This is a genomic window from Novosphingobium jiangmenense (genome assembly GCF_015694345.1).
In the GTDB taxonomy this organism is placed as follows: domain Bacteria; phylum Pseudomonadota; class Alphaproteobacteria; order Sphingomonadales; family Sphingomonadaceae; genus Novosphingobium; species Novosphingobium jiangmenense.
On record NZ_JADQDC010000014.1, the window covers coordinates 15,069 to 38,160 of the forward strand.

The following is a 23,092-nucleotide window of genomic DNA, read 5'->3' on the forward strand; positions in this document are numbered from 1 at the left end:
CCTCGCGGCCCAATGGTGACGTGGCGTGCTTTTTGGACTATGGGCCGCGCCACGATGGCAAGCCAGATTCCCCCTCTCGAAATTCCCGAAGCCCCCAAGGTCGGCATGGTCAGCCTCGGCTGCCCAAAGGCGCTGGTCGATTCCGAACGGATCCTCACCCGCCTGCGCGCCGATGGCTATGCGATGAGCGCGGACTATGCGGGCGCCGACGTGGTGCTGGTCAATACCTGCGGCTTCCTTGATTCCGCCAAGGAAGAAAGCCTTTCCGCGATCGGCGAGGCGATTGCCGAGAACGGGCGCGTGATCGTCACTGGCTGCATGGGCAACGAGGCGGACGTAATCCGGGCAAAGTTCCCGCAGGTTCTCGCCGTGACCGGTGCCCACCAGTATGAGGCAGTGGTGGAAGCGGTGCATGAAGCGGCACCTCCGAGCATGGGTCCCTACATCGACCTGATCCCGCAGGCAGAGCCGGGCGACATCAAGCTGACCCCGCGCCATTACAGCTACCTGAAGATCTCGGAGGGCTGCAATCACGCCTGCGCCTTCTGCATCATCCCCTCCCTGCGCGGCAAGCTCGCCAGCCGCCGCATCGATGCGGTGCTGCGCGAGGCGGAGAAGCTGGTAGCGGCGGGCACAAAGGAACTGCTGGTCATCAGCCAGGACACTTCGGCCTATGGCGTCGACGTGCGCCATGAGGAGCGGATGTGGAAGGGCCGTCCGGTACGCACCCACATGACCGATCTGGCGCGCGAGCTTGGCCAGCTGCGGACGCCGGAGGGCGATACGCCTTGGGTGCGGCTGCACTACGTCTACCCTTACCCCCACGTCGATGCAGTGATCCCGCTGATGGCCGAGGGGCTGGTGACGCCCTATCTCGACATCCCGTTCCAGCATGCCAGCCCCAATGTGCTGCGCGCGATGAAGCGGCCTGCGAACGAGGCCAAGGTCCTCGACCGCATCAAGGCCTGGCGCGAGATCTGCCCGGACATCGCCATCCGCTCGAGCTTCGTCGTCGGCTTCCCTGGAGAGACCGAGGCGGACTTCGAATACCTGCTGGAATGGCTGGAAGAAGCACAGCTCGACCGTGTCGGCGGCTTCCGCTTCGAACCGGTGGCGGGCGCTGCGGCGAACGATCTGCCGAACCCGGTACCCGAAGCCGTCAAGGAAGAGCGCTATGCGCGGCTGATGGAAACGACCGAGCGGATTAGCTCGGCCAAGCTGGTGGCCAAGATTGGACGCACAATCAAGGTCATCGTCGACGAAGTTGGCGAACCGGACGAGGATGGCGACATTGGCGCAACGGCACGCTCACAGGCCGACGCGCCCGAAATCGACGGTGCGGTCTATCTGCGCAATGTGCCGAGCAGCCTGAAAGCCGGGGACTTTGCAGAAGTCCTGATCGAAGACGCCGATGCACACGATCTTTATGGCGTGATCGAAGGCTGATCCCGGCTCAGGCCGCGTCCTTGCAGGCGGCGGACAGCAAACTCGCCCGCAAGGCACCGATCTCGGGGAGTTCCAAGCCCGAAAGGTCGGCAATGCCTTCGATCGCATCCTCGCCATAGCAGTGCGCGAGGGCGATAGTCTCGCCCTTTAGCCGCTTGGCCAGAGGCAAAGACCAAAACGTCCGCACCACTGGCAGCGCCGGATCGGCGGGGTCCTCGTCAACAACCATGGCGAGACGGGCCGAGCGCAGGCGGATAAAGGAGCCGATGGGGTAGACACCCACCGTCTCGACGAAGCGTTCGAGGATGGCCGGATCGAACCTTTCCGGCGCTTCGCGTAGCTTGCGGATCGCATCAGCGGGATCAAGCTGGTCGGCGCCCGAGATGAGCGTGTCGTAGGTATCGCAGATCGCCGCCATCCGGCTCATGGCACTGATTGCGGCTCCGCTGAGGCCCTGCGGATAGCCGCCACCGTCCAGCCGCTCATGATGCTCGAGGATGACCCGCAACACGGGATCGGGGATGTCGCCCGCGGCTTTCAGGAAAGTGTAGCCAAGCACCACGTGCTGTTCGCGCAGGTCGGGGCGCAGCAACATGTAGTCGCCGCCCACCGTCGCCAGATCCACCGGCAGCTGGGCAACGCCGATATCCATCAGCAGACCGGCCATGCCCGCATCGCGAATGTCGATGGGGGAAAACTTCATGTGCCGGGCCAGTGCAATCATCAACGCGCTGACCGCCAGCGAGTGACGATAGACGGGCTCGTTGTCGGTCTGGCAGCGGAGCAGTCCGTTGAATGCGTAGAGGTTGCGCTGGACCGAGGCATAGACCGCATCCAGCACCGGTTCGACGTCCTTGGTCCGGATCGCCTTGCCAAGGCGCACTTCGATGAAGGCCTTGCTGACTACGCGCAAAGCATCGCCGGCGGCCCGTTTCGCGCGGCCGAATTCGCGCGCCATATGCATCGGCGCGGCGACGCGTGCGAAGCCGTTCTTCTGCGGCACCGGTTCAAGGCGCTGACGGCGATGGGGCAAGGTCATTCCGGCGTGGCGCGGGCCCGAGATGATCTCGGGCTGCGTGACGGGTGCAACGGCAACCGACTTGCCCTTCGACGTGTCGATCACCACCCCGTCGATATGGCTCTCCCGCAGGCGCTCCAGCATGCCGGCATCGACGAGCAGGAATCGCCGCTTCCAGAAGGGATGGCTGAACCAGCTCCCCTCCAGCTTGTGGATGAACATCCCGAGTTCGACTTCGTGCGTGGAGATACGCTTGAGCATGGCCCGCCTGCTGGAGTGACGGATACTAACCTAGGTTATAGGCCGTATGTCTTTTCCAGCAGGGACCATCAGGACAAATGCGTAGGAACCTGCGAGTTACTGGTTGGGGTCCTGAACCTTGAACGGATCGGTGGCATCGGGCTGGGTCGGCAGCGGCGAACGCGGCAGTTCCTTGTCGCTCATCGCCGCCTGCAGGAGCATGCCGGCAAGGATGACCGAAGCCTGGCGCATGTCGTCAGCGCGCATGTGGTCCAGCGTGTCGAGGCTCGAATGATGGACGCGGCTCTCATAGTCGAGCGGGTCCTGGATGAACTGGTAGCCGGGAAGGCCGATCGCCTGCAGATAGACGTGGTCGGTGCCACCAGTCTTGCTCATCACGACGCGATCTGCACCGAGCGAATTGAAGGGGCTGAGCCATTCGCGCAGCAACGGCGCCGCACCGACATTGCCTTCGGCATAGATGCCGCGGAACTTGCCCGAGCCGTTGTCCATGTTGAAATAGGCCTTGAGCTGCGAATACTCCGGCTTCGGCGTGATCGGATAGGCATTGCGCCACGCGGCATAGCTGTCGATGCCCTTGAGGCTGGGATCAACCGGACGGGTGGCGAGGTGCTGTTCGATATAGGCCTTCGAGCCGAGCAGCCCCTGCTCTTCGCCGCTCCACAAGGCAAAGCGGATCGTGCGCTTGGGCTTTACGCCCATCTTCGACAGGAGCCGCGCTGCCTCGATCACCGCGACGCTGCCCGCACCGTTGTCTGATGCGCCATCGCCGGCAATCCAGCTGTCGAAGTGGGCGCCGGCCATGACGTAACCCGCCTTGGGATCGGTGCCGGGAATCTCGGCGATGACGTTGTCGGCCATCAGGTCCTTGTCATCGAAGCTGGCGTCGATCGACAGCGAGAGCTGCGGCGCGGCGCCGGTCTTGGCGAGGCGGACGAGCCGGCGGTAGTCTTCCTGCGCCATGTCCATGGTCGGCACCGCCAGTGTCTGGCCGGGAATGAAATCGTAGCCTTCACCGTGGACGAGCTTGCCATCGCGGTAGGTCATCTTGACCATCGCCAGTGCGCCTTCAGCCTTGAGAAACTCGGAAAGCTTGCGTGCGAAGCCGCGACGCGCGACCTGCATCGCGAGGCCTTCGGGATCGTGGCGCGGCAGGGTGTACTTGTCGAGCTTGCCCATGTCTTCGCCCGACAGGCGTTCGAACACGGGGTCCTTCGACTCGCTGGTCTCGCCAGGCAGGCTGACGAGCACGATCTTGCCGGCGAGCTTGCCCTTCCAGGCATCGAAATTCTCGACCTTGCTCATCGGCGCGACGATGACCGGCGCTGTGATCGGGCCGCCGGTCGCGGGCGACCACGCCACTGGCAGGACGGTAAGCGGCAGGGTGCGCGGCGAAGTCATCGTCGCCGAGTAGGACTTGAGGTTCCAGCCAAGGCCAAACTCGAATGGCTCGCGATGAATGTTCTTGAGACCGAATGCGGCGAACTTGGCCGCGGCCCAGTCCTCGGCCTTGCGGTGGTTTTCGGAGTTGGTCAGACGCGGCCCGATGCGGTCCATCAGTTCGGAGGCAATCTCCATCGCATCCGACCGGTTGAGCCCTTCGTCGAGCAACTGGGCAATCAGCTTGTCTTCGGCGGGACCGGCGAGGACGGGGGTGGCGATGGCGCAAAACGCGATGGCCGCAACGCCGGTGGCGATGCGCGAACGGACGGTCATGTCTGGAAAACTCCCTGGGCAAGTTTCTATCGCAACCAGTCTTGCCGCTATGGCCCCGATTGCCAAGTGCTTTTTACACCGGTTTCAGCAGCCAGTGGCTGACGCCCCATTCCGTGCCGCCGCGATGGCCGAACAGCCCAGCGGTCGCGAGGTAGAACAGCCGCCAGCGCCGCATCCACAGCGGAGTTTGCGGTGCATAGACTTCGCGCAGCACCGGCTCGATCTCCAACGCTTTGGCGTCGAACAGCGCCAGCCAGTCAAGCGCGGTCCTCTGGTAATGGGTTCCGTCCCACCACCAGTCCTGCTCAAGTGCAAACAGGTCGGCGAACTGCCCGATCAGATCATGGCTGGGCATGATGCCGCCCGTGAAGAAGTACTGCGCGATCCAGCTCGACTTGTCCGCCGTGTCGAAACGATAGGGATACTGACGATGACTGAACACATGGAGGAAAAGGCGGCCATCGGGTTTGAGCCACCCCTTGACCCGGCCCAGCAGTTCGCGCCAGTTGGCCATGTGCTCGAACATCTCGACCGAGACGACGCGATCGAATTGCCCTTCGGGCGCAAATCCATTCATGTCGGCGGTCAAGACGGTCAGGTTCGTGATGCCGCGCGCCGCTGCCTTGGCACGGATGTGCTCGCCTTGCGGGCGCGAGTTGGAGACGGCGGTAATGCGAGCATTGGGGAACCTCGCTGCCATGAACAGGCTGAGCGAACCCCAGCCACAGCCGAGTTCGAGGATGTCCTGCCCGTCCTTTAGCGCGGCGTGCTCGACCGTGGCAGAGAGCGCCGCAAGTTCCGCCTGCTCCAGGTTTTCGGTGCCGGTGGGATAGAGGCAACACGAATATTTGGCGTTTGGCCCAAGGCTCAACTCGAAGAAGCGCGGCGGCAATTCGTAGTGCTGCTCGTTGGCGGCATCGGTATGCTCTGCCACCGGGCGCTGCGCCATCCATGCGGCAAATGCAGCCTCGGTCGGCTGGTCGCGGCGTATTTCGCGAAGCCGCTTCTCACACATGAAGGACACGCCTGCACGGGTCAGTGCGTCAGGCAGCGGCGCGCGTTCGACCAGCGCGATGACAGGGGCAAGGAAGCTCACGAAGGAGAACTAGCCATCCGGGTGTGACATGTGTCAACCTGTCACGACGGGAGCGCTCTATAACGCGTGACAGGCGGTAAGACGCCGGGGAATGCGTAGCGTGGCCGACGGGGGTGTTGGGATCGTGATGAGCCGTGATGGCGTGCCGGGGGGCACGCTCGATATTGCCGTGGTCGGGAGCGGAATCTCCGGACTTTCCGCTGCGTGGCTGCTCTCGCAGCGCCATCGCGTCACGCTGTTCGAAGCGGCAGACCGGCTGGGCGGGCACAGCAACACGGTCGACGCTGATGGCGTGCCGGTCGACACCGGTTTTATCGTCTACAACGAACGCACATATCCCAACCTAAGCGCGCTGTTCGTGCACCTTGGCGTGCCAACGCGCGAGACCGTGATGAGCTTTGCGGTGACGCTCGACCAGGGAAAGCTTGAGTATTCCGGGGACTTGCGCGGACTGTTCGCGCAGCGGCGCAATCTCGTGTCACCCCGCTTCTGGTCGATGCTCCGCGATCTGGTGCGCTTCTACAAGGCGGCACCGCGCGACCTGCCTGACATGGGCGAACTCGGCCTCGGTGCCTACCTCGACGGTCTCGGCTGCGGTCCGGCTTTCCGTGACGACCACCTCTATCCGATGGCGGCAGCGATCTGGTCGACACCGGTTCACGACATTCCACACCACCCCGCCGCCGCCTTCATCCGCTTCTTCGAGAACCACGGGCTGCTCCAGTTCCGCGAGCGTCCGCGCTGGCGTACGGTCGAGGGTGGTAGCCGGGAGTACGTGAAGCGGATCAGCGCGCCGTTTATCGACAACGTGCGGCTGTCCTCGCCGGTGCGTCAGGTTCGTCGCCATCCCGAAGGCGTTGAAATCGATGCTGGGCGCGGCTGGGAGCGGTTCGATCACGTCGTCATGGCGTCCCATGCCGATCAGTCCCTCGCGATCCTGGCCGATGCCGACCCGCTGGAGCGCGAACTGCTCGGAGCCTTCCCCTATCGCCATAACGAGGCGGTACTGCATTCGGACACGCGCCTGATGCCCAAGCGGCGCAAGGTCTGGTCGGCATGGAACTATGCCGCGCGGCGCGGTCAGGATGCGCACCGGCTGTCGGTCACCTACTGGATGAACCGGCTCCAGCACCTGCCGACCGAGAAGGACCTCTTCGTCACGCTCAACCCTCTGGAGGAGCCGGACCCGGCGCTGGTGATCCGCCGTGAGAGCTATGACCATCCGGTGTTCGACGTGGCGGCGGGCGCAGCGCAGAAGCGGCTTTGGTCCTTGCAAGGACGTAAGCGCACATGGTTCTGCGGCGCTTGGTTTGGCGCCGGCTTCCATGAAGACGGGCTGCAATCCGGCCTTGCCGTCGCCGAGCAGTTGGGCGGGGTACGCAGGCCGTGGACAGTGGCAGACGAATCCGGGCGTATCCATGTCACGCATCAGGCGCAGGTCCTCGAACCGGCATGACCGACGGCGCGGCGCTCTATCACGGTCACGTCCTGCACCGCCGCCTGCGACCTGCCGTCCATGTCCTGCGCTATCGCGTGCTGCACTTACTGCTAGACATCGACCGTATCGATGCACTTGCCCTTCGCCTGCGCCTGTTCTCCCGTGGGCGATTCAACCTGTTTTCCTTCCACGATTCCGATGTCGGTGATGGCAAGGCCATGCGCCCACATGTCGAACGACTGCTGCGCGAGGCTGGACTGGAGTCCGATGGCGGCCGCATCCTGCTGCTGACCATGCCGCGCATGCTGGGCTATGCCTTCAACCCGCTCAGCACGTGGTTCTGCCATGGCCAGGACGGGGCACTGCGGGCGGTGATCTACGAAGTCTCAAACACGTTCGGAGAGCGGCACAACTATGTCATCGAGGCAAGGCCGGGCGCTGTGACACTGCATCAGAGTGCCGGGAAGCGGTTTCATGTTTCGCCGTTCCTGCCGATGGACCTCGCCTATGCATTTCGAATCCAGCCGCCCGGCGAACGGCTCGGCATAGGCATCGTGGTGTCGGATGAGCAGGGTCCGATACTTGCTGCGGTCCACACCGCCATGCGCGAAAGCCTGAGCGATCGCGCCCTGTTCCGCGCCGCCCTCGCCTATCCGCTGGTTACTCTCAAGGTCACTGCGGGCATCCACTGGGAGGCCCTGAAGCTCTGGATCAAGCGCGTGCCGGTATTCCGCAAGCCTCAACCGCCGGCAGAGGTCATCACCGTAGGCCAGTGATCAGAACAGCTTGGTCAGCATGTAGAATGCCGCGCCCACGGTAGCGCTGGCCGGGATGGTGATGAACCACGCCATGACCACGCGTTGCGCCACGCCCCAGCGCACTGCGCTGGCACGGCGGGCTGCGCCAGTGCCGATCACGCTGCCGGTAATGGCGTGGGTGGTCGATACCGGAATGCCCAGCGCGCTTGCCCCGAACACCACGATCGAGCCCGCCGAAGAGGCGCAGAAGCCGGTGTGGTGGTTCAGCTTGGTGATCTTGGTGCCCATCGTCTTGATGATCTTCCACCCGCCCGACATGGTGCCCAGCGAAATGGCGGCATAGCACGAGAGCACGACCCATTCGGGGATGTGGAACTCGCCCTTCAGGTAGCCGGTGGAATAGAGCAGCACCGTGATGATGCCCATTGTCTTCTGGGCATCGTTGCCGCCGTGGCTGATCGAATAGGCCGCCGAGGACAGCAGGTGCAGGCCCTTGAAGACGTTCTCTGCGCGGCGTGGCTGGAAGCCCTTGAACAGCCAGCTCGTCAGCAGGACGAAGAACATTGCCAAGGCCATGCCGATCATCGGCGACATGAAGATGGCGATGAAGGTCTCGATCGTCTTCTTGGATTCGATCGCGTCAAAGCCTCCGTGCATCACGCCCGCGCCGAGCAGACCGCCGATCAGGGCATGGCTTGAAGAGGAGGGAATGCCCTTCACCCAGGTCACCACGTTCCAGAACATCGCCCCGATCAGCGCGCCGAACACGACCGCAGGGGTGACGATGTCCTTGTCGATGATGCCCTTGCCGATGGTGTCTGCCACGTGCAGCCCCACCAGCCAGTAGGCGGCGAAGTTGCCGGCAGCTGCGAATACCACCGCAGCAACGGGCGAAAGCAGGCGCGTCGAGACAACCGTGGCGATCGAATTGGCGGCGTCGTGCAACCCGTTGAGGAAGTCGAACGCCAGTGCCAGCGCGATCAGGCCGACCAGCAGCGGAAAGGCGAGCTCGTGCATCGGATCAGCTCCTGTCCCGCGCCGTCAGGCGTGGTCGATGACCAGCGCGTCGATCTCGTTCGCGACGTCTTCGAAGGCGTCGGCGATCTTCTCGAGATGCTTGAATATCTCGCGCGCAACGATGAACGCGACCTGGTCGCCATCGGTGCGATGCCGATGGAAGTTGGCCTTGAGACCCGCCTGGTGAACGAGGTCCACCTCGCCTTCCAGCTTGACGATGCGCTCGGTGAGCGCGTGAAGGCGGCCACCATTGCGCTCGATGTCGCGCAGAAGCGGCATGGCTTCGGCGATCAGGCCCACGGCTTCGACGATCTTGTCGGCCATCGCCTGCATCTCGGGCTCGAAATGCGCGATCTCGTAGAGTTCGATGGCCGAAGCCGCAGCCTGCATCTCGTCGATGGTGTCGTCCATCGCGCCGATCAGCGAGGTGATCGCGCCGCGGTCGAACGGCGTGAGGAACGTCCGACGCACGGTGAACAGCACTTCACGGATCACGTCGTCTGCGGCGTGTTCGCGGTCGCGGATCTTGCCGACCCACTGCGCCGCATCGCCTTGCGCGCGCGTCAGCTTGGCGAGGGCATCGGCAGCATCGACGCAGGCAGCCGCATGGCGCTCGAACATGCCGAAGAAATCGCCCGACTTGGGCAGAAGACGCTGGAACCAGCCGAACATCGATAAGCTTCCCGAATTACCGTCACGCCAAGGGGAAACGACTCGTCTCCGCCTGATTGCGCACTAGGCGACAGGCGCAACTGTCACAATCGGAAACACTCGGCTTGTCCACACGATCACAGCCGCCGGATCACAGCCACCCGATCTTGCGGAACCGAAGCCACAGTCCCCCGCAGATCGTCACGATCACGCCCCACACCGCGAAGTAGCCATAATGCCACTTCAACTCAGGCAGATATTCGAAGTTCATGCCGTAGATGCCGGCAATGGCAGTGGGCACCGCCAGAATCGCCGCCCATGCCGCAAGCTGCCGGGTCATCTCGCCCTGCCGGTGCTGCTCGAGCAGGCTGGCGGTTTCGACAATCGCAGCGAGCGTTTCCTTCAAGCCTCGCATTCGCGCCATGGCGCGACGTACGTGATCGAGCACATCGCGGAACCAGATGCGAGCGGCGGGATCGATACACGGTAGATCAGCCACGACCAGTCGTTCGCAAACTTCTTCCATCGGTCCGATAACCCGCTCGAACCGGCGCAACTGACGGCGCAGGCGGAAGATGCGGCGGATCACGGATTGCTCCGGAAAGACGTCGATTGCCGCTTCCTCCATCTCCTGCGCCACTTCCTCAAGCCGTTCGAGCAACGGCAGATAACCGTCGACTATGAAATCGAGCACGGCGTGGAGGATATAGTCCGGCCCTTCCGACAACCGGTCCCCCTGTGCCTCGAGCTCGGCCCGCAACGTCAGGTGAGGCCGCGTGCTTCCGAAGCGGACGCTGATCAGGAAGTGCGGGCCGACAAAGAACGCAGTCTGCCCGTAGCCGATCTCCTCGCCCGCCTGCAGTTCGGCCGTGCGGGCAACCACGAACAGGGTTTTCCCGTAGACTTCGACCTTGGGCAATTGCCTCGGGTTGAGCGCATCCTCGACGGCAAGAGGATGCAACCCGTACTGGCGGCGCAGCAGGTCCATTTCAGCAGCATCAGGCTCGCACAAGCCAATCCAGTCGAAGCTGTGCGGCGGCAGTTCCGCAACGCAAGCGCCGTTCAGCTCAAGCGTTTCGTCATGTGCAATACCGTTGCTGTAGCGGCGGGCGGCGATCACGGTCATGGCCATTGAGTGGCAAACTCAAGGGCCACTGGCAATCGCCCGCGAGTGTGCTAACATCCCTGTAAATAGAACCGATGGAGAGAGATCGTGGGTGCAGAGCAGTCCACTTTTGCGGCAGCGAAACCAGACGTTGACGTGCTGATCGTTGGAGCCGGCATTTCAGGCATCGGCATGGCAGCGCACATGAAAATGCTCTGCCCGGACCGCTCTTTCACCATTGTCGAGCGGCGCGCGCAGATCGGCGGTACGTGGGACCTGTTCCGTTACCCCGGCGTGCGTTCCGATTCGGACATGCACACGCTCGGCTTCGTGTTCGAACCATGGAAGCACGAGAAGTCGATCGCCGATGGCCCCTCGATCCTCGACTATCTGAACCGCATCGCCGACGAGCGCGACATTCGCCGCCACATCCGCTTCGACAGCAAGGTGCTCAGCGCCGACTTCGACGGGGAGGCCGCACACTGGGTCGTCACCCTTGAAGGCAGCGACGGTCAGCGCAGCCGAGTGACCGCGGGCTGGCTCTATCTCGGTTCCGGCTATTACGACTACGACACGCCCTACGAGGCAAAGTTCGAAGGCCGCCAGGATTTCCAGGGCGAGATCGTCCACCCGCAGTTCTGGCCGGAAAACCTCGATTATGCCGGAAAGCGTGTGGTGGTGATCGGATCCGGGGCAACGGCGGTTACGATCGTGCCCTCGATGGCCGACAAGGCTGCGCACGTCACCATGCTCCAGCGCACGCCGACTTGGTACGGCATCCGCCCGGCGCGCGATGCGATCGCCAATTTCCTGCGCAAGTTCCTGCCCGAGGAACTGGCCTATCGCATTACACGCTTCAAGAACGTTCGCCTGCAGAACCTGGTGTTCAAACGTGCCCGCACCCAGCCCGAAAAGGTCAAGAAGTTCCTGACCAAGCGGATCAAGGCGGCGCTTGGCGACAAATACGACGAGAAGGCATTCACCCCGCCCTATAATCCTTGGGAACAGCGCCTCTGCCTGGTGCCCGATGCCGACCTGTTCGAGGCGATCAAGGCGGGCAAGGCGAGCGTGGTGACCGACCACATTGATCGATTCGATGCCACCGGCATCAAGCTCAAGTCGGGCAAGCACCTCGATGCAGACGTGATCGTCACGGCAACCGGCCTCAAGATGGTCATGGCCGGAAAGATCGCGATCAGCGTCGATGGTGTGCCGGTCGATTTTGCCGACCGCTATTACTACAAGGGCGTGATGTTCTCGAACGTGCCGAACCTTGCAGCAGTGTTCGGCTACCTCAACGCCTCGTGGACGCTGCGGGCGGACATCAACGCCCGCTACATTTGCGACATGCTCAACGCGATGAAGGCACGCGGCGTCGAAGTGGCAGTGCCGAAGCTCGCGCCGAACCACCAGCTCGACGAGGACAACATCTACGACTTCTCGTCCGGCTATATCGAACGGGCGCGCCATCTCCTGCCCAAGTCGGCAAGCGACATGCGCTGGCGGCTGAATCAGGACTACGTGCGAGACGTGGCTTGGATGCGGGAGGACCCGATCGAGGACGGCGTGCTGCAATTCGGCCACGCACGTCCGGCAACCGTGCACAAGGAGCACATGGAAGCCGCCGAATAAGCCCTTTTGCGGGAAGGTCCCATGCGATACCACTCGCGCGATGACTGACGAATCCCGTATCTGGACCGCCGCGCTGATTGTCGTGGGCGACGAAATCCTGTCCGGCCGCACGCAGGACAAGAACATCGCCCAAGTGGCGGCATGGCTTGGCGTTCAGGGCATTCGCCTCCGCGAAGTGCGGGTCGTACCCGATGTCATGGAAGCGATCGTCGAAGCGGTGAACACGCTGCGCGCACGCAACGATTACCTGTTTACCACCGGCGGCATCGGCCCGACGCACGACGACATCACCGTCGATGCAGTGGCCGAGGCGCTTGGCGTGGACGTCGTGATCCACCCCAAGGCACGGGCTATTCTCGAAAGCTACTACGCCACGCGCGGGGGCCTCAACGACGCGCGCCTGCGCATGGCTCGCGTCCCTGATGGTGCGGACCTTATCGAGAACCGCGTCTCTGGCGCGCCGGGCATTCGCGTCGGCAACGTGTTTCTCATGGCCGGCGTCCCCGGAATCACCGCCCAGATGCTCGATGGCTTGACCGGCCAGCTCGAAGGCGGATTGCCGCTGCTCTCGACCACGGTCGGCTGCTGGGTCGCCGAGAGCGAGATTGCCGACCTGCTGCGCGAGACCGAACATGCCTTCGACGGCGTTCAAATCGGTAGCTACCCGTTCTTTCGCGAAGGCAGGACTGGAGCCAACTTCGTGATCCGCTCGGTCAGCGAAGCCCAGTTGAAGGCTTGTGCCCATGCTCTTGAAGAAGGGCTTGCCTCGCTAGGCCGCTTCCCCGTCGCAGGGGGCATCTGACCCCATGCTGACGCGTCGCCTTGCCCTGCTGGCACCGGTAGCCTTTGCTCTCATTGCGGCAGCGCCGGTCAAGAAGCGGGTTGCCCCTCCCCGCCCGGTTGCGCCGACCTACCCGGTCCCTTCGACGACGCCCCTGCCCGACAAGGTCCGCGTTGCTCTGGAGACGGAGGCAGGACGTATCATTGTCGAAGTCGATGTGAAGCACGCGCCGGCTTCGGCCACGAACTTCGTGCGCTATGCCGAAACGAAGCGGTTCGATGGCACCGCATTCTACCGCGCCATGCATCTCAACTGGGGCGAGCAGCCCAATGGACTGATCCAGGCAGGAACGCGAGGTGATCCGAGGCGAAACCTCCCACCTATCGCGCATGAGCCGACAAACGTGACCGGCATCCTGCACAAGGCAGGCACCCTGTCTATGGCCCGGTATGCCCCGGGCACCGCGACGGGCGACTTCTCGATCATGGTCTCGGACCAGCCAGGACTCGACGCGCAGCCAGACTCGGCCGATCCGGAAGCCAAGGCGGGCTATGCGGCGTTCGGGCAAGTTGTCGAAGGCATGGACGTGGTGAAGGCGATCTTCGCAGCACCCATTTCCGAGACCGAAGGCGAAGGGATCATGCGCGGACAGATCCTTGCAAAGCCGGTGAAGATCATCACCGCCTGTCGCCTGCCCGATCCCGCACCCGATGCGTCGCCTGCGCCCTGAAGCAGTCGCGCTGGCGACGTTTGCGACGCTGGCGCTGACAGGTTGCGGCATAGGCGGCATCAAGGACTTCGAGAAAACGCTCGCTTCGAATGACAGCGCCACGGCGGCGCTTGGCCAATGGTGCGCCAAGCGGGCACTCGCCGCTCCGCCCGTGATCCGGGCACTGGCAGACCGGAGCGCCTTAATCCCGGCCTCGCCTGCAATCCGCAAGCGCTTGGGCGTTTCCGCCGAAGAGCCGATCGCCTATCGCCATGTGCAGTTGGCGTGCGGCGACCAAATCCTCTCGGTAGCGCACAACTGGTACGTGCCTTCACGCCTGACGACAGAGATGAACCGAACCCTGACCACCTCGGATAAGCCGTTTGGCAAGGTCGTCGCACCGCTCGCCTTCCGCCGTGACCGGCTCGCCCAAAAGCAAGGTGCGATGCCGCAATGCCCAGCAGATACCATCCTGTCCCACGAAGCAGTGCTGCGGACACCTGACGGCAAGGCCATCAGCCTCGTCATAGAGTGTTACACGCCCGGGAACTTATAGGTCAGTGTAACATTTCTTTACCTCTACCGGGAACGCATCGCCGGTTGACGGATTTCGTGCGTCAACGGGGGTGCTTTCCAGCGATGCCGACTACGCCGACCTACGCTTTCTCGCGCGATGCGGGAAACAACCGGCTCATACTGCTGCTGCTGTCGATCGGTTTCGCTGCCGTCGTTGCGGCTGTCGTGGCCGTGGTCGTCGTGCAGAAGCAGGCCGAGCGTGATGCCTATTGGGTCGAACACACGCTGGATGTCGAAGCTGCCCTGAACCGCTTCGTGCGTCATGCCGAGCGGACCGAGACGGCCAGGCGAGGAATCATCATCGCCCCGACCGAGACCAACTTCGTGGCTATAGCGGAAAAGGCCATCGCCGATGCCAGTCGCGAACTCGCCGGGCTCGAGACGCTGGTTCGCGACAACCCCTCGCAGGTCCGCTCGGTCGAAGGTCTGCGACTGGCATTCGATGGCTACGCCCGGCAGGCGCGCACCACGGAAGCTGAAGCCAAGCTTGGCATCCTCAAGGTCGGCTCGCTCGACAGCGACGCAACCGTCAGCGCGATCCGCCATATCCGGACTTACGCCGACGAGATGCTCAGGCGCGAAGACGCTCTCCTGCGGCAGCGCAACCAGGCGCAGGACCGCACCCGCAGTCTGCTGTCGGCAATGCTGGCCCTGTGTGGCGCACTCATCGTCGGCGTGGCAACTGCCGCAATCCTGATCATCCGCCGCAACATTCGCGAGATAGATGCCAACCGGCGCGAGTTGCACGTGCTGAATCAGGAACTGGAATCGTTGGTCGATGAACGCACGGCAGAGCTGCAACGGGCAAATGCCGAAATCCAGCGCTTCGCCTATATCGTAAGCCACGACCTGCGCTCGCCACTGGTCAACGTCATGGGCTTCACCTCCGAACTCGACGCTGCACGCAAGGTGATCGGCGAACACGTGCTGAAGGATGGCGACGACGTGCCGCAGACGGTACGCCTCGCGGTCGAAGAGGACCTGCCGGAGTCCATCGGATTCATCCGCTCCTCCACGCAGAAGATGGATCGGCTGATCAACGCCATCCTCCGGCTGTCTCGCGAAGGTCGACGCACCTTGGCGCCAACCAGGGTCAGCCTCGCAGACGTGGTGCAGTCGATCGTCGATTCCCTCCAGCACCGAATCGACGAGACGGGCACCCGGGTGGAACTCGGCGAACTTGCCGTGATCGAAACCGACAGGCTGGCAATCGAACAGATCCTTTCGAACCTCATCGAGAACGCTCTGAAGTACCTGCACCCCGGGCGGCCCGGAGAGATCCGTATCGCTAGCAAAGTCGCACACGGCCGCGTCAACATCACCGTCCGCGACAACGGACGCGGCATTTCCCCGCGCGATCACGAGCGCATCTTCGACCTGTTCCGCCGCTCGGGGATGCAGGACCAGCCCGGCGAAGGGATCGGCCTCGCCCATGTTCGCGCACTTGCCTATCGCCTCGGCGGTCTCGTCGAAGTCTCGTCAGAGGAGGGGCAGGGTTCGACCTTCACGGTCAGCCTCCCGCTCAAGTTTCAATCCGGAGTAGCCGATGCCTGATCAACTCGCCGTTAACATCGTCATGGTCGAGGATGACGAAGGCCATGCCCGGCTGATCGAGAAGAACATCCGGCGCGCGGGTATATCGAACGCGATCCATCATTTCACCGACGGGACTAGCGCGCTCGACTATCTGTGGAACGATCCGCACGGCCCCGCACACAACGGCCCGGCCCTCGTACTGCTCGATCTCAACCTGCCGGACATGAGCGGGCTCGACATTCTTTCGAAGATCAAGGGCGACGCGCATCTGCGGCGTACGCCGGTGGTGGTCCTGACGACCACCGACGACAAGGTGGAGATACAGCGTTGCTACGACATGGGCTGCAACGTCTACATCACCAAGCCCGTCAACTACGAGAACTTCGCCGAGGCGATCCGCCAGTTGGGCCTGTTCCTGTCGGTCATCCAGGTGCCGGACGCCGAGGGGGCACCTTGACTGAAGAACCGGTCCGCCTTCTCTACATCGACGACGACCCCGGGCTGAGACGGCTGGTTCAGCGCCGCCTCGGCGGACCGGAGTTTGCCATCACGCTGGCTGCAGACGGGCATGAGGGCTGTGCGCTCGCACGGGAAAGCGAATTCGATGTCATTGCCGTGGACCACCATATGCCCGGCATGGACGGGCTGCAGACACTGGAACAACTGCTGGCGCTGCCTGCCTGTCCGCCAGTGGTCTATGTGACCGGGGCCGACGACGGTCGCCTTGCGGCAGCGGCATTGCGCGCGGGCGCAGACGACTATGTCGTCAAGACCATCGGCGAGGACTTCATCGAACTGCTGCGCTCGGCATTCTCCCAATCGCTCGAACGCGTGCGGCTTCGGCGGGCAAAGGAGCAGGCCGAACGCGAACTGATTGCCAGCAATGAAAGGCTGGGTGCCCTTCTGCGCGAGGTGAACCACCGCGTTGCCAACAACCTGCAGATGACGATGAGCTTCATCAACATGCAGGCCTCGGTCCTGCCGGAAGGAGAAGCACGCAACGCCCTGCTCGCATCACAGCAGCGCATCGGCGCAATCGCTCACGTAAACCGCCACCTCTATGCCACCGGCAACGTCGAAAGCGTGGCCATGGACGAGTATCTCGCCAACCTCGCCCGCGACCTCACCGAGACCTGGACTTCGCCCCACGGGCCGCGCTCGGTGGTTTCCACGGCAGAGGCGGTGGAACTGCCGACGGACAAGGCCGTGACGCTCGGCATCGTCATCTGCGAGCTTGTCGCCAACGCCTGCAAGTATGCCTATGCCGGCGATTGCGCCGGCGAAGTCCGGATCGTCCTGTCATCCAGCCGCGAGAATCACATGCGCCTGACAGTCGAGGACGACGGCGTGGGGATCGGCGACAGCGCCGAGGCCAAAGGCACCGGGCTAGGCCAGCGGCTGGTCAAGGCCATGGCGCGCGGCCTTGGTGCCTCGATCTGCGCGCAGAGCACCAGCCCCGGGTTTCGCGTCACCCTTGAGTTCGACCCGAGGTAAGGTTCACCGTCCAGTCGCCGACCGCACCTTCCAGCGCGGCATCGGCATAGGCTTCGAGTTCACGCCAGTGCCGATCCCAGCCCGGGCCGCGCTTTTCGGGCGGAATGACCGCCTCGACCTGCAGGCGGGCGACGGTCACCGGGTTTTTCGAAGTCTGGGGATCTGACATTCCCCGCTCCTATACGAGCGACGCGGACAGAAAAAGGGCCGGAGAGGTTTCCCTCCCCGGCCCTTTTCGTTTTCCTTGAACCGGTGGCCTTAGCCGCCGTGAACCTGGGCAACGTCGATCTTGAGGCCGGGGCCCATCGACGAGGACAGGCCGACCTTGCGCAGGTACTTGCCCTTGGCGCCCGACGGCTTGGCCTTGACGATCGCATCGACGAAAGCGTCGAAGTTGGCGCGCAGCGCTTCGTCCGAGAACGAAAGCTTGCCGATGCCGCCGTGGATGATGCCGGCCTTTTCGACGCGGAATTCGATCTGACCGCCCTTTGCAGCCTTGACCGCTTCGGCGACGTTCGGGGTGACGGTGCCGAGCTTCGGGTTCGGCATCAGGCCCTTGGGACCCAGCACCTTGCCGAGGCGACCGACGATGCCCATCATGTCGGGCGTCGCGATCACGCGGCCATAGTCGAGGTTGCCGTTCTGCATGTCCTCAAGCAGGTCTTCGGCGCCAACCTTATCGGCACCGGCGGCGAGCGCGGCTTCAGCCTTGTCGCCACGGGCGAACACGGCAACCTTGACATCCTTGCCGGTGCCCGAGGGCAGCACGACCATGCCACGTACCATCTGGTCGGCGTGACGCGGATCGACGCCGAGGTTCAGCGAAACTTCGAGGCTCTCGTCGAACTTGGCGGACTTGAGGTCCTTGAGCAGCGCGATGGCTTCATCGACTGCATAGAGCTTCTGGTTGTCGCCCAGCTTCGAGACGAGGGCCTTCTGCTTCTTGGTCTGCTTGGCCATGGAATCAGCCCTCCACCACGGTGAGGCCCATCGCGCGAGCGGAGCCTTCGATGATCTTCGTTGCGGCGTCGATGTCGTTCGCGTTCAGGTCCTTCATCTTGGCCTGGGCGATTTCCGCCAGCTGCGAACGCTTGATCGAACCGGCCGAAGCCTTGCCCGGGGTCTTCGAACCCGACTTGATGCCGGCGGCCTTCTTGATGAAGAAGGTGGCGGGCGGGGTCTTGGTCACGAAGGTGAACGAGCGGTCCGCATAAACCGTGATCACGGTCGGCAGCGGGGTGCCCTTTTCGACTTCCTGCGTGGCAGCGTTGAACTGCTTGCAGAATTCCATGATGTTGACGCCGCGCTGACCCAGCGCCGGACCGATCGGCGGAGCAGGCTTGGCTTCACCAGCCGATACCTGCAGCTTGATATAGCCTTCAATCTTCTTGGCCACGATGGCCTCCTTTCTTCCTGTCGGCCCGCCGCTTGCAGCAAGCCTCAGAGTGAGCGGTCAAACGTCCCGAAAACGAGACTCCCGCACGAATCCCGGAAGATTCGTCCGCAAGAGTGCGCGCCCTTAGCGGCAGCGGACCGGAAAGCCAAGCCCCAGCAGTTGCCCAGCCTCGAAAGCGCACTGCAATCGGGCACTTTCATGATAGCCTCGCTTGGGTGAGGATCGACCGCCGTACACTGCTCGCCGCTGCACCCGCAGCCTTTGTCACACGCACTTGGGCGGCATCTGCGGCTGTCGGCAATACGACAGCCGCTGCCGTACGGCGTGATTTCGCGGTGCTGTTGGAGGCGTACGATCGCCTGCACCCGGGACTGGACCGTTATCTCGGGCGCGATCGGTTCCGGGCGATCGTGGCGGAAGAATCGCGGCGGCTCGCCTCTGGGCCGAGGGCGTTGGGCGACCAGTTCCTGTCGCTGGCTCGCCTGACCGCGGCCGTGTGTTGCGGCCACAGTTACCCCAACCCGGCGAACCAGTCGAAAACGGTGATGACGCAGATCGTGGGCGGCAGCGCTGCTGTGCCTTTCTCGTTCCGCTGGATCGGCGGTCAGATGGTCGTCACCGGGACATTGCGTCCGGAAATACCGCTCAGGCCCGGCGCGGTGATCATGGCGGTAGACGGCGTTCCGACAGCGACCTTGTTGCGCCGGCTCATGCCACTTGCCCGCGCGGACGGCAGCAACGACGCCAAGCGGCTCGCGTTGCTCGGCGTCGAGGACCAGAACTCGCCCAATCCTTTCGACATCTACCGGCCGCTGGTTGCTCCGCACGGCCCGGCCGACCGCGTCGGTTTGACCATGGCCGACGGCCGAACGCTCGATCTGCCGACGTTCTCCCGCCCCCCACGTGCTCGCGGCGAAGAGCGCGCCGATGCAACAAGCAACGGCTGGAGCTTCGCGATCAGCGATGGCGTGGCAACGCTGCGCATGGACAACTGGGGATTGTACGACAGCCCATGGGACTGGAAGGCCTGGCTCGATGCTGCGTTCGACCGGATGATCGAGGAGAAGGCCCGCGGTCTGGTCATCGACATCCGCGCCAATGAAGGCGGGATCGATTGCGGAGACGCGGTGCTTGCCCGCCTGATCGAGCGCCCGCTCCCGCAGGCGGTGATGGAGCGATATGTGCGCTACAGGCGCATTCCCGATGCCTTGCGGCCGGTGCTCGACACATGGGACCGCAGCTTCGACGATTGGGACGACGCAGCAAAACCGTCCTCCCGCAGCGACATGCTCCGGCTGGTGCGCGGAGACTTCGACCTGCCCGGTGCCCGGATTGATCCATCGGGCCGACGCTTTGCCGGAAAGGTTGCCGTACTGATCGGGCCGACCTGCTCGTCAGCCACATTCCAGTTCGCCGAGACGGTCAAACGCAGTGGTGTTGCCACGCTGGTGGGCGATCCGACCGGGGGAAGCCTGCGCGGCATCAACGGCGGCGCCTTCTATTTCCTTCGACTGCCCGAGACCGGGCTAGAAGTGGATTTGCCGCTGATTGGCTTTTTCCCGTCATCGCCTCAGCCAGACGCCGGAGTTACTCCCGACGTACCGGTCAGGACCAGCGCTGAAGACATTGCATCAGGCCGCGACCCCGCAATGAAAAAGGCGCGCCAGTTGGTGAACTGACGCGCCTTCCTTCATGATGTGCGGAACGATCAGCCCCGAACCAGTTCGACTTCCTCGAAGCCCAGTTCCACCGGCGTTGCGCGGCCGAAGATCGAGACCGAGACCTTCACGCGGCTCTTGTCGAAGTCCAGTTCCTCGACCACGCCGTTGAACGAAGCGAACGGGCCGGCGTTGACCTTGACCTGATCGCCGATCTCGTAATCGACCGAGACGTTCTTGCGCGGTTCGGCAGCGGCCTGCTCGCGCGCGCCGAAGTAGCGGGCGGCTTCCTTGTCGGAAATCGGCTGCGGCTTGTTGTTGGTGCCGAGGAAGCCCGTCACCTTCGGGGTGTTCTTGACGAGGTGGTAGATGTCGTCGTTCATCGCCAGCTTGGCGAGCACGTAGCCCGGCATGAACTTGCGCTCGACCTGGACCTTCTTGCCGCGCTTCACTTCGGTTACGGTCTCGGTCGGCACTTCGACCGCTTCGACCAGCTGCGAAAGGCCGATGCGCTCGGCTTCGGAAATGATCGCTTCCTTCACCTTGTTCTCGAAACCGGAATAGGCGTGAATGATGTACCAGCGGGCCATATGTTTTCTCTTGGTCCTTTAGGTGATCAGGCGAGCGAGAGCAGGAAGCGGACGACCGCGCTGAACAGCGAGTCGATGCCAAGGAAGAACACTGCCAGGATCAACATCATGATGCCGACGAAGATCGCGGTGGTGGTGGTTTCCTGACGCGTCGGCCAGACGACCTTGCGCGCTTCCGCCTTCACCTGGTTGAAGAACTCGCCGGGGCTGGTCTTGGCCATTGCTCTGGTGCCTTGCTTGCTGCGGCCGGGGCCGCGGGAAAACTCGTCTCTTCCGCCTAGGGGTCATCGCCGCCCCGGACAGGTCCGGGAGGGGCTGGCGATTTTCCGATGTCGGAAGTTCCGCTCATTTAGTCTGCCGCCAGCCAATTGGCAAGGGCGCGCGCAAGGTGTGGCGGGATAGCCGGTGCTGCGCCCAGCCGCCCCGGCTCTTCGTCCAGAGGTGACTTGCAGGTGGAACGCCCTCGCTTCCCGCCGGTTATCCCTCGGCAACAGTTTGGCAACAAACAGGGGGACCGGATGGGAAAAGAAAGGTCAAATGCCATGAACAAGTATATGATTCCGCTAGCTTCGATCGCCGCGGTCGCGCTGGTAGCCCCGGCACAGGCGCAGAGCGCAAGCACAAGCACCAGCACCACCACCACCAAGACGACGTCATCCAACGGTATCGGCGCCGACGTGCGCGTGATGGCCAAGGCGCAGAAGGACAGCGAGGACAAGGGCATCGGCGCCGACGTTTCGGCCAGGGCCCACGCGCGCAACGCCACCAAGGCCCAGACCCGCACCGATGCGAGCGACGATGACGGCGACCAAACCGATCTCGACAAGGTGGCAACCTCAGGCGCGATCAGCAGCGCAACCCGCGCCGACGGTGCGGTGAGCGGCAGCGTGACCGGCCGTGACCATGCGGCAGCCGGATCGGCAGCAGTCGATGCCGCAGCCGTGGCAGCCGCCCGCGGGACCAACAGCGCCATCAAGGATGGCACCGGTGCGGTAGCCAGTTTGCGTGACAGCGTTTCGGCTGCGGGTGATCTGCGCGCGACCGGGAGTGCCGCACGTGACACGGCAACCGATGCGCGCGTGACCGCAAGCGCGGCACGCTCGTCTGCCACGGATGTACGTGCGGCGGCCCAGGACGCTCGTGCGAATGCCACATCGGTTCGCGACACAGCCACGGCGGTAAAGGACACCGTCAAATCGGCAATGCCGACCCGGAACTGACGCAACGTGATGACCAACGCGAGGGCGGATCCGCGAGGATCCGCCCTTGTTCGCATAAGGGGTGCGAAGATGACTATCTCGGGGAAGACACGCGCCATCTGGTTCGGCGCGCTGCTGGCAGGTGCCGCAATCGCAGGTCCGGCTATGGCGCAGGACACGCGCGGCAGCGAGGAGCGCGCCAGCAATGACACCAGCCTTTCCGTTACCACCGGCGTCGACTGGTCAAGCGGCGACTATGGCACAGGTTCGGACACCAACATTCTCGTGGTGCCGCTGGCTCTACGCTACAAGACCGGGAACCTGCGCATTTCTGTCACCCAGCCGTGGCTGCGAATCGATGGCTCGTCGGCGATTGTCGGCAACGGCCCTGGCGGCGTGATCATCGATCCCAATGCGCCCCGCACCACCCGCAGCGGACTGGGCGATCTGACGCTGGGCGCGGCCTACATGATCCCGGAGGACAAGCTGGGCTTCGTGCTGGACCTCTCGGCCCGGGTCAAACTGCCCACCGCCTCGCGCAGCAAGGGTCTCGGAACCGGCAAGACCGACGTTACGGTGGGCGCGGAACTTTCGAAAACGTTCGGGACCGTCACCCCGTTCGCCAGCGTGGGTTATCGCATGCCCGGCGATCCTGACGGCATTGACCTGCGCAATGCCTGGACCGCTTCCGCCGGGGCAAGTGTCGGCATGGGCAAGTCGGCCCTGATCGCCTCGTATGATTACCGTCAGGCCACGAGCCGGTTGGCCGACGACAGCCATGAACTGTTCGGCGCGTTCAGCACGCCGGTGAGCGATGCGCTGAACTTCACCTTTTACGGGTCAGCCGGCCTCAGCGATGGCGCACCGGACTATGGCGTTGGCGGCATGATCACCGTAAGGTTCTGACGTTCTCACGCGAACCAGACGCATGGGACGGAACTTGGGGCGGCGGGCAAGTCTCGCTGCCCCATTTTTTATGCTGCCATCTTGCGCCGGGTTTGGGTCAAGTGACGTG

General features: G+C 63.6%; 24 protein-coding genes. 13 read left to right on the forward strand and 11 right to left on the reverse strand.

Going from position 1 to position 23,092, the window contains the following annotated elements; genetic code table 11:
• Positions 1-39 precede the first annotated feature (39 nt).
• Positions 40-1,446, forward strand: coding sequence for a 30S ribosomal protein S12 methylthiotransferase RimO (gene rimO, locus I2488_RS16720; protein ID WP_196276949.1), 1,407 nt, complete (start codon positions 40-42; stop codon positions 1,444-1,446).
• A 7-nt stretch (positions 1,447-1,453) separates the two neighbouring features.
• On the opposite strand, the gene I2488_RS16725 is transcribed toward rimO, so the two are convergent.
• The 3 genes from I2488_RS16725 to I2488_RS16735 all read right to left on the reverse strand — a co-directional run bounded on the left by I2488_RS16725 (position 1,454) and on the right by I2488_RS16735 (position 5,537).
• Positions 1,454-2,725 carry an HD-GYP domain-containing protein gene (locus I2488_RS16725; protein ID WP_196276950.1) on the reverse strand — a complete coding sequence of 424 codons (1,272 nt, stop codon included), beginning with the start codon at positions 2,723-2,725 and terminating at the stop codon, positions 1,454-1,456.
• Between the two features lie 96 nt (positions 2,726-2,821).
• Entirely contained in the window at positions 2,822-4,441 is a 1,620-nt protein-coding gene (locus I2488_RS16730) for a M20/M25/M40 family metallo-hydrolase (RefSeq protein ID WP_196276951.1), read from the reverse strand.
• Positions 4,442-4,514: 73 nt separating this feature from the next.
• The gene (locus tag I2488_RS16735) at positions 4,515-5,537 is read right to left on the reverse strand and encodes a class I SAM-dependent methyltransferase (protein ID WP_196276952.1); all 1,023 of its coding nucleotides are present in this window, start codon (positions 5,535-5,537) and stop codon (positions 4,515-4,517) included.
• 127 nt (positions 5,538-5,664) lie between these two features.
• Between I2488_RS16735 and I2488_RS16740 the strand changes: the two genes are divergently transcribed.
• Positions 5,665-6,993, forward strand: a complete 1,329-nt coding sequence (locus I2488_RS16740; protein WP_196276953.1) for an NAD(P)/FAD-dependent oxidoreductase — start codon at positions 5,665-5,667, stop codon at positions 6,991-6,993.
• Entirely contained in the window at positions 6,990-7,751 is a 762-nt protein-coding gene (locus I2488_RS16745) for a DUF1365 domain-containing protein (RefSeq protein ID WP_196276954.1), read from the forward strand. The genes I2488_RS16740 and I2488_RS16745 overlap by 4 nt, the downstream gene beginning before the upstream one ends.
• Here I2488_RS16745 and I2488_RS16750 read toward each other — a convergent pair whose 3' ends face one another.
• The 3 genes from I2488_RS16750 to I2488_RS16760 form a co-directional block, all read right to left on the reverse strand.
• Positions 7,752-8,750: an inorganic phosphate transporter gene (locus I2488_RS16750; RefSeq protein WP_196276955.1), complete on the reverse strand. Its 999-nt coding sequence runs from the start codon at positions 8,748-8,750 to the stop codon at positions 7,752-7,754. It abuts the gene before it with no gap.
• 24 nt (positions 8,751-8,774) lie between these two features.
• Positions 8,775-9,422 (reverse strand): DUF47 domain-containing protein, encoded by a 648-nt coding sequence (locus tag I2488_RS16755; protein WP_196276956.1) that lies wholly within the window; start codon positions 9,420-9,422, stop codon positions 8,775-8,777.
• Positions 9,423-9,552: 130 nt separating this feature from the next.
• Positions 9,553-10,527: a magnesium and cobalt transport protein CorA gene (locus I2488_RS16760; protein WP_196276957.1), complete on the reverse strand. Its 975-nt coding sequence runs from the start codon at positions 10,525-10,527 to the stop codon at positions 9,553-9,555.
• Positions 10,528-10,662: 135 nt separating this feature from the next.
• On the opposite strand from I2488_RS16760, the gene I2488_RS16765 reads away from it, so the two are divergent.
• The 7 genes from I2488_RS16765 (at position 10,663) to I2488_RS16795 (ending at position 17,234) form a co-directional block, all read left to right on the forward strand.
• On the forward strand, positions 10,663-12,138 hold the full coding sequence (locus I2488_RS16765; RefSeq protein WP_343071102.1) for a flavin-containing monooxygenase: 1,476 nt from the start codon (positions 10,663-10,665) through the stop codon (positions 12,136-12,138).
• Between the two features lie 40 nt (positions 12,139-12,178).
• Positions 12,179-12,940 carry a competence/damage-inducible protein A gene (locus I2488_RS16770; RefSeq protein WP_196276959.1) on the forward strand — a complete coding sequence of 254 codons (762 nt, stop codon included), beginning with the start codon at positions 12,179-12,181 and terminating at the stop codon, positions 12,938-12,940.
• Positions 12,941-12,944: 4 nt separating this feature from the next.
• Entirely contained in the window at positions 12,945-13,649 is a 705-nt protein-coding gene (locus I2488_RS16775; protein ID WP_196276960.1) for a peptidylprolyl isomerase, read from the forward strand.
• Positions 13,630-14,184, forward strand: a complete 555-nt coding sequence (locus I2488_RS16780) for a chorismate--pyruvate lyase family protein (RefSeq protein WP_196276961.1) — start codon at positions 13,630-13,632, stop codon at positions 14,182-14,184. The genes I2488_RS16775 and I2488_RS16780 overlap by 20 nt, the downstream gene beginning before the upstream one ends.
• 83 nt (positions 14,185-14,267) lie before the next feature.
• Positions 14,268-15,758 (forward strand): sensor histidine kinase, encoded by a 1,491-nt coding sequence (locus I2488_RS16785; RefSeq protein ID WP_196276962.1) that lies wholly within the window; start codon positions 14,268-14,270, stop codon positions 15,756-15,758.
• A complete protein-coding gene (locus I2488_RS16790) occupies positions 15,751-16,197 on the forward strand; it encodes a response regulator (protein ID WP_196276963.1) in 447 nt (148 codons plus the stop codon). Before I2488_RS16785 ends, I2488_RS16790 begins: the two co-directional genes overlap by 8 nt.
• The gene (locus I2488_RS16795; RefSeq protein ID WP_196276964.1) at positions 16,194-17,234 is read left to right on the forward strand and encodes a sensor histidine kinase; all 1,041 of its coding nucleotides are present in this window, start codon (positions 16,194-16,196) and stop codon (positions 17,232-17,234) included. The genes I2488_RS16790 and I2488_RS16795 overlap by 4 nt, the downstream gene beginning before the upstream one ends.
• On the opposite strand, the gene I2488_RS16800 is transcribed toward I2488_RS16795, so the two are convergent.
• The 3 genes from I2488_RS16800 to rplK form a co-directional block, all read right to left on the reverse strand.
• Positions 17,209-17,403: a hypothetical protein gene (locus I2488_RS16800; RefSeq protein ID WP_196276965.1), complete on the reverse strand. Its 195-nt coding sequence runs from the start codon at positions 17,401-17,403 to the stop codon at positions 17,209-17,211. The genes I2488_RS16795 and I2488_RS16800 overlap by 26 nt on opposite strands.
• A gap of 89 nt (positions 17,404-17,492) precedes the next feature.
• Complete coding sequence (gene rplA / locus I2488_RS16805) at positions 17,493-18,194, reverse strand: 50S ribosomal protein L1 (RefSeq protein ID WP_196276966.1); 702 nt, start codon at positions 18,192-18,194, stop codon at positions 17,493-17,495.
• Positions 18,195-18,198: 4 nt separating this feature from the next.
• The gene (gene rplK / locus I2488_RS16810; protein WP_084280282.1) at positions 18,199-18,630 is read right to left on the reverse strand and encodes a 50S ribosomal protein L11; all 432 of its coding nucleotides are present in this window, start codon (positions 18,628-18,630) and stop codon (positions 18,199-18,201) included.
• Between the two features lie 215 nt (positions 18,631-18,845).
• On the opposite strand from rplK, the gene I2488_RS19825 reads away from it, so the two are divergent.
• A complete protein-coding gene (locus I2488_RS19825; RefSeq protein ID WP_196276967.1) occupies positions 18,846-20,309 on the forward strand; it encodes a S41 family peptidase in 1,464 nt (487 codons plus the stop codon).
• Positions 20,310-20,338: 29 nt separating this feature from the next.
• Here the strand turns inward: I2488_RS19825 and nusG are convergent, their stop codons facing one another.
• Positions 20,339-20,878, reverse strand: coding sequence for a transcription termination/antitermination protein NusG (gene nusG / locus I2488_RS16820; protein ID WP_039331850.1), 540 nt, complete (start codon positions 20,876-20,878; stop codon positions 20,339-20,341).
• A gap of 26 nt (positions 20,879-20,904) precedes the next feature.
• Positions 20,905-21,099, reverse strand: coding sequence for a preprotein translocase subunit SecE (gene secE, locus I2488_RS16825; protein WP_039331848.1), 195 nt, complete (start codon positions 21,097-21,099; stop codon positions 20,905-20,907).
• Positions 21,100-21,420: 321 nt separating this feature from the next.
• Here secE and I2488_RS16830 point away from each other — a divergent pair, with 321 nt between their 5' ends.
• A complete protein-coding gene (locus I2488_RS16830; RefSeq protein WP_196276968.1) occupies positions 21,421-22,098 on the forward strand; it encodes a hypothetical protein in 678 nt (225 codons plus the stop codon).
• A 69-nt stretch (positions 22,099-22,167) separates the two neighbouring features.
• A complete protein-coding gene (locus tag I2488_RS16835) occupies positions 22,168-22,983 on the forward strand; it encodes a transporter (protein WP_196276969.1) in 816 nt (271 codons plus the stop codon).
• Positions 22,984-23,092 lie beyond the last annotated feature (109 nt).

What these genes read in the sequence shown, in the direction of transcription:
- rimO (WP_196276949.1), top strand. Translation starts at nt 40, where the DNA reads ATGGGCCGCGCCACGATGGCAAGCCAGATTCCCCCTCTCGAAATTCCC.
- I2488_RS16725 (WP_196276950.1), bottom strand. Translation starts at nt 2,725, where the DNA reads ATGCTCAAGCGTATCTCCACGCACGAAGTCGAACTCGGGATGTTCATC.
- I2488_RS16730 (WP_196276951.1), bottom strand. Translation starts at nt 4,441, where the DNA reads ATGACCGTCCGTTCGCGCATCGCCACCGGCGTTGCGGCCATCGCGTTT.
- I2488_RS16740 (WP_196276953.1), top strand. Translation starts at nt 5,665, where the DNA reads ATGAGCCGTGATGGCGTGCCGGGGGGCACGCTCGATATTGCCGTGGTC.
- I2488_RS16745 (WP_196276954.1), top strand. Translation starts at nt 6,990, where the DNA reads ATGACCGACGGCGCGGCGCTCTATCACGGTCACGTCCTGCACCGCCGC.
- I2488_RS16750 (WP_196276955.1), bottom strand. Translation starts at nt 8,750, where the DNA reads ATGCACGAGCTCGCCTTTCCGCTGCTGGTCGGCCTGATCGCGCTGGCA.
- I2488_RS16755 (WP_196276956.1), bottom strand. Translation starts at nt 9,422, where the DNA reads ATGTTCGGCTGGTTCCAGCGTCTTCTGCCCAAGTCGGGCGATTTCTTC.
- I2488_RS16760 (WP_196276957.1), bottom strand. Translation starts at nt 10,527, where the DNA reads ATGACCGTGATCGCCGCCCGCCGCTACAGCAACGGTATTGCACATGAC.
- I2488_RS16770 (WP_196276959.1), top strand. Translation starts at nt 12,179, where the DNA reads ATGACTGACGAATCCCGTATCTGGACCGCCGCGCTGATTGTCGTGGGC.
- I2488_RS16775 (WP_196276960.1), top strand. Translation starts at nt 12,945, where the DNA reads ATGCTGACGCGTCGCCTTGCCCTGCTGGCACCGGTAGCCTTTGCTCTC.
- I2488_RS16780 (WP_196276961.1), top strand. Translation starts at nt 13,630, where the DNA reads ATGCGTCGCCTGCGCCCTGAAGCAGTCGCGCTGGCGACGTTTGCGACG.
- I2488_RS16785 (WP_196276962.1), top strand. Translation starts at nt 14,268, where the DNA reads ATGCCGACTACGCCGACCTACGCTTTCTCGCGCGATGCGGGAAACAAC.
- I2488_RS16790 (WP_196276963.1), top strand. Translation starts at nt 15,751, where the DNA reads ATGCCTGATCAACTCGCCGTTAACATCGTCATGGTCGAGGATGACGAA.
- I2488_RS16800 (WP_196276965.1), bottom strand. Translation starts at nt 17,403, where the DNA reads ATGTCAGATCCCCAGACTTCGAAAAACCCGGTGACCGTCGCCCGCCTG.
- rplA (WP_196276966.1), bottom strand. Translation starts at nt 18,194, where the DNA reads ATGGCCAAGCAGACCAAGAAGCAGAAGGCCCTCGTCTCGAAGCTGGGC.
- nusG (WP_039331850.1), bottom strand. Translation starts at nt 20,878, where the DNA reads ATGGCCCGCTGGTACATCATTCACGCCTATTCCGGTTTCGAGAACAAG.
- secE (WP_039331848.1), bottom strand. Translation starts at nt 21,099, where the DNA reads ATGGCCAAGACCAGCCCCGGCGAGTTCTTCAACCAGGTGAAGGCGGAA.
- I2488_RS16830 (WP_196276968.1), top strand. Translation starts at nt 21,421, where the DNA reads ATGAACAAGTATATGATTCCGCTAGCTTCGATCGCCGCGGTCGCGCTG.
- I2488_RS16835 (WP_196276969.1), top strand. Translation starts at nt 22,168, where the DNA reads ATGACTATCTCGGGGAAGACACGCGCCATCTGGTTCGGCGCGCTGCTG.